Source organism: Rathayibacter sp. VKM Ac-2754 (assembly GCF_009807095.1).
Classification (GTDB): domain Bacteria; phylum Actinomycetota; class Actinomycetes; order Actinomycetales; family Microbacteriaceae; genus Rathayibacter.
In genome coordinates, this window is the sequence record NZ_WUCC01000020.1 from 1 (window position 1) to 5,698 (window position 5,698).

Genomic DNA, 5,698 nt, shown 5'->3' on the forward strand with positions numbered 1-5,698 from the left:
GACTGGTTAAACAGCGATGGCCACCCATTTCTGGGTGGCCATCGTGAATGGTGTCCGGCGGTGTCCTACTCTCCCACAGGGTCCCCCCTGCAGTACCATCGGCGCTGAGAGTCTTAGCTTCCGGGTTCGGAATGTGACCGGGCGTTTCCCTCTCGCTATGGCCGCCGTAACCCTGGCGACCGACCCACTCACGGAGCGGATGGTCAAATCTTGGGGTCACACGTCATGCGTGTATTCAGTTGTGTTCCGCACCTTGCAGTGCAGGGGTGCCCGTATTCTGGGAACCACAAAGTGGACGCAAGCAATCTCTGACCACTCCTACCAGCCTTTACAACGGTATGAGTGTAGTGATTATCAAGTTATCGGCTTATTAGTACCGGTCAGCTCCGACAGTCTTTAGTCCTGTCTTCCACATCCGGCCTATCAACCCAGTCGTCTGGCTGGGAGCCTCTCCCCCGAAGGGATGGAAATCTCATCTCGAAGCCGGCTTCCCGCTTAGATGCTTTCAGCGGTTATCCGTTCCGAACGTAGCTAATCAGCGGTGCTCCTGGCGGAACAACTGACACACCAGAGGTTCGTCCATCCCGGTCCTCTCGTACTAGGGATAGATCTTCTCAAATTTCCTGCGCGCGCAGCGGATAGGGACCGAACTGTCTCACGACGTTCTAAACCCAGCTCGCGTACCGCTTTAATGGGCGAACAGCCCAACCCTTGGGACCTACTCCAGCCCCAGGATGCGACGAGCCGACATCGAGGTGCCAAACCATGCCGTCGATATGGACTCTTGGGCAAGATCAGCCTGTTATCCCCGAGGTACCTTTTATCCGTTGAGCGACAGCGCTTCCACAAGCCACTGCCGGATCACTAGTCCCGACTTTCGTCCCTGCTCGACTTGTCAGTCTCACAGTCAAGCTCCCTTGTGCACTTACACTCGCCACCTGATTGCCAACCAGGTTGAGGGAACCTTTGGGCGCCTCCGTTACTCTTTAGGAGGCAACCGCCCCAGTTAAACTACCCATCAGGCACTGTCCCTGAACCCGATCAGGGTTCGAAGTTAGATATCCAGAGTGACCAGAGTGGTATTTCAACAATGACTCCACGAACACTGGCGTGCCCGCTTCAACGTCTCCCACCTATCCTACACAAGCCACACCGAACACCAATACCAAACTATAGTAAAGGTCACGGGGTCTTTCCGTCCTGCTGCGCGTAACGAGCATCTTTACTCGTAATGCAATTTCGCCGAGTTCGCGGTTGAGACAGCTGGGAAGTCGTTACGCCATTCGTGCAGGTCGGAACTTACCCGACAAGGAATTTCGCTACCTTAGGATGGTTATAGTTACCACCGCCGTTTACTGGGGCTTAAATTCTCAGCTTCGCCTTGCGGCTAACCGTTCCTCTTAACCTTCCAGCACCGGGCAGGCGTCAGTCCGTATACATCGTCTTGCGACTTAGCACGGACCTGTGTTTTTAGTAAACAGTCGCTTCCCACTGGTCTCTGCGGCCATCGAACGCTCCCGGAGCAAGTCCGTTCACGCCTCAGGCCCCCCTTCTCCCGAAGTTACGGGGGCATTTTGCCGAGTTCCTTAACCACGATTCTCTCGATCTCCTTAGTATTCTCTACCTGACCACCTGAGTCGGTTTGGGGTACGGGCGGCTAGAACCTCGCGTCGATGCTTTTCTTGGCAGCATAGGATCACCGATTTCGACTTGCGTCTACCCATCAGATCTCAGGCTATGTGAACGACGGATTTGCCTATCGTTCGCCCTACATCCTTAGACCGGGACAACCATCGCCCGGCTCGGCTACCTTCCTGCGTCACACCTGTTAATACGCTAAACGCACCAGCATGGGGTCGTACGCTAGGCCCAACGCTTCACCCCGAAGGGATCCATCAAAGGGATTCAGATACTTAGCACTACTGGATTGTCTTGGGCGGTTCTTCGCCGGTACGGGAATATCAACCCGTTGTCCATCGACTACGCCTGTCGGCCTCGCCTTAGGTCCCGACTTACCCAGGGAAGATTAGCTTGACCCTGGAACCCTTGGTCTTCCGGAGGACGGGTTTCTCACCCGTCTTTCGCTACTCATGCCTGCATTCTCACTCGTGTGGCGTCCACGGCTGGTTCACACCGCCGCTTCACTCGCCACACGACGCTCTCCTACCCATCAACACGGCTGGACCACGAAGGCCTACCACTAATGTCAATGCCACAACTTCGGTGGCGTGCTTGAGCCCCGTTACATTGTCGGCGCGGAATCACTTGACCAGTGAGCTATTACGCACTCTTTCAAGGGTGGCTGCTTCTAAGCCAACCTCCTGGTTGTCTGTGCAACTCCACATCCTTTCCCACTTAGCACGCGCTTAGGGACCTTAGTTGGTGGTCTGGGTTGTTTCCCTCTCGACTATGAAGCTTATCCCCCACAGTCTCACTGCTGCGCTCTCACTTACCGGCATTCGGAGTTTGGCTGACGTCAGTAAGCTTTTGGGCCCCATCGGCCATCCAGTAGCTCTACCTCCAGCAAGAAACACGCAACGCTGCACCTAAATGCATTTCGGAGAGAACCAGCTATCACGAAGTTTGATTGGCCTTTCACCCCTATCCACAGCTCATCCCCTCCATTTTCAACTGAAGTGGGTTCGGTCCTCCACGACGTCTTACCGTCGCTTCAACCTGGCCATGGATAGATCACTTCGCTTCGGGTCTAGACCCTGCGACTGAATCGCCCTATTCGGACTCGCTTTCGCTACGGCTGCCCCACTCGGGTTAACCTCGCCACAGAGCACTAACTCGCAGGCTCATTCTTCAAAAGGCACGCCGTCACCCCAACAAGGAGGCTCCGACGGTTTGTAAGCAAACGGTTTCAGGTACTATTTCACTCCCCTCCCGGGGTACTTTTCACCTTTCCCTCACGGTACTTGTCCGCTATCGGTCATCTGGGAGTATTTAGGCTTATCAGGTGGTCCTGACGGATTCACACGGGATTTCTCGGGCCCCGTGCTACTTGGGATACTCTTCACGCCATAACACCATTTCGACTACGGGGCTCGCACCCGCTCTGGCCAGGCATTCAAACCTGTTCGTCTATGATGCGCTGTAACGTTCCGTGCTCGGCAGAACACGACGAAAAGTCCCACAACCCCGACCATGCAACCCCTGCCGGGTATCACACATGGCTCGGTTTAGCCTCTTCCGCGTTCGCTCGCCACTACTAACGGAATCACTGTTGTTTTCTCTTCCTGTGGGTACTGAGATGTTTCACTTCCCCACGTTCCCTCTACCCGCCCTATATATTCAGGCGGGAGTCACCAGGTCACCACAAGGGGCCTGGCGGGGTTTCCCCATTCGGAAATCCTCGGATCACAGCTCGTTTATCAGCTCCCCGAGGCTTATCGCAGATTACGACGTCCTTCTTCGGCTCCAGATGCCAAGGCATTCACCGTTTGCTCTTATGAACTTGCTAATCACATGAGTTAAGAAACTACAACTCGAAAAAGTTGCAGATCCAATGATTTGCATGACCGCAGCCCGAAAACCGCGCCATGCGAATCTTGTCGACCCGACACCTGCAAGGGTGACGGATCTAAGATGCTCGCGTCCACTGTGTAGTTCTCAAAATACGGGCGGTATCCCTCCCCCATGCACCCAGGCATGAGAAAAGGATCCAGAGGTTCGAGATCCGACCCGCTCCCGAAGAAGCCAGCCGGCCCGGTCCCTCAGGACCCAACAGCGTGCATGTGCTCAACTCCACCCGACCATGCGTTCCCAACCCGAAGGCCGTACTGACACGAGACGAATCTCATCGAGCACCCAGTTCAATGTTCCACCCATGAGCTACCAGCGAAGACATTCGCTTCGATCTGGCGCCTGGAACCGACACGCCCCTGAGGGCGCCGTGTCCAGATGCTCCTTAGAAAGGAGGTGATCCAGCCGCACCTTCCGGTACGGCTACCTTGTTACGACTTAGTCCTAATCACCGATCCCACCTTCGACAGCTCCCTCCTTGCGGTTAGGCCACTGGCTTCGGGTGTTACCGACTTTCATGACTTGACGGGCGGTGTGTACAAGGCCCGGGAACGTATTCACCGCAGCGTTGCTGATCTGCGATTACTAGCGACTCCGACTTCATGAGGTCGAGTTGCAGACCTCAATCCGAACTGAGACCGGCTTTTTGGGATTCGCTCCACCTTACGGTATCGCAGCCCTTTGTACCGGCCATTGTAGCATGCGTGAAGCCCAAGACATAAGGGGCATGATGATTTGACGTCATCCCCACCTTCCTCCGAGTTGACCCCGGCAGTCTCCTATGAGTTCCCACCATGACGTGCTGGCAACATAGAACGAGGGTTGCGCTCGTTGCGGGACTTAACCCAACATCTCACGACACGAGCTGACGACAACCATGCACCACCTGTATACCGACCTTGCGGGGCAACCATTTCTGGAAGTTTCCGGTATATGTCAAGCCTTGGTAAGGTTCTTCGCGTTGCATCGAATTAATCCGCATGCTCCGCCGCTTGTGCGGGCCCCCGTCAATTCCTTTGAGTTTTAGCCTTGCGGCCGTACTCCCCAGGCGGGGAACTTAATGCGTTAGCTGCGACACGGAGACCGTGGAAAGGTCCCCACATCTAGTTCCCAACGTTTACGGCATGGACTACCAGGGTATCTAATCCTGTTCGCTCCCCATGCTTTCGCTCCTCAGCGTCAGTAACGGCCCAGAGAACTGCCTTCGCCATCGGTGTTCCTCCTGATATCTGCGCATTCCACCGCTACACCAGGAATTCCATTCTCCCCTACCGCACTCTAGTCTGCCCGTACCCACTGCAGGCCCGAGGTTGAGCCTCGGGTTTTCACAGCAGACGCGACAAACCGCCTACGAGCTCTTTACGCCCAATAATTCCGGACAACGCTTGCACCCTACGTATTACCGCGGCTGCTGGCACGTAGTTAGCCGGTGCTTTTTCTGCAGGTACCGTCAAACCGAAGTCCTTCTTCCCTACTAAAAGAGGTTTACAACCCGAAGGCCGTCATCCCCCACGCGGCGTTGCTGCATCAGGCTTTCGCCCATTGTGCAATATTCCCCACTGCTGCCTCCCGTAGGAGTCTGGGCCGTGTCTCAGTCCCAGTGTGGCCGGTCACCCTCTCAGGCCGGCTACCCGTCGTCGCCTTGGTGAGCCATTACCTCACCAACAAGCTGATAGGCCGCGAGTCCATCCTTGACCGAAAAACTTTCCACCCGCACCCGATGCCGGGGCAGGTCGTATCCGGTATTAGACGCCGTTTCCAGCGCTTATCCCAGAGTCAAGGGCAGGTTACTCACGTGTTACTCACCCGTTCGCCACTAATCCACCCAGCAAGCTGGGCATCATCGTTCGACTTGCATGTGTTAAGCACGCCGCCAGCGTTCGTCCTGAGCCAGGATCAAACTCTCCGTAAAAAAATTACGACCACCCACCCCGAAGAGCAGGCAATCAAGTTTGACCAAGGCAAATACGACATCATTGCTGACATCAATTTCCAAAGGAACCCAACCAATCAACCGCAACCACCCGAAGGCAGAAACAGAATCAATGGCCGAGGTTATATATTATTTGGCATTGAACATAGTGCACGCTGTTGAGTTCTCAAGAATCGGACACACCCCGCCTCCACGCCCAAAGAAAGCGCTTCACAACGAGAGTGATCGAATTGTGTT

General features: G+C 55.2%; 3 rRNA genes. All 3 read right to left on the reverse strand.

Going from position 1 to position 5,698, the window contains the following annotated elements:
- Positions 1-52 precede the first annotated feature (52 nt).
- Positions 53-169: ribosomal RNA gene (rrf, locus tag GRS92_RS18550) — 5S ribosomal RNA — on the reverse strand.
- Between the two features lie 181 nt (positions 170-350).
- Positions 351-3,466 (reverse strand): 23S ribosomal RNA (locus GRS92_RS18555).
- A gap of 451 nt (positions 3,467-3,917) precedes the next feature.
- Positions 3,918-5,440: ribosomal RNA gene (locus tag GRS92_RS18560) — 16S ribosomal RNA — on the reverse strand.
- Together the 16S, 23S and 5S rRNA genes form the textbook arrangement of a ribosomal RNA operon.
- Positions 5,441-5,698: the final 258 nt, after the last annotated feature.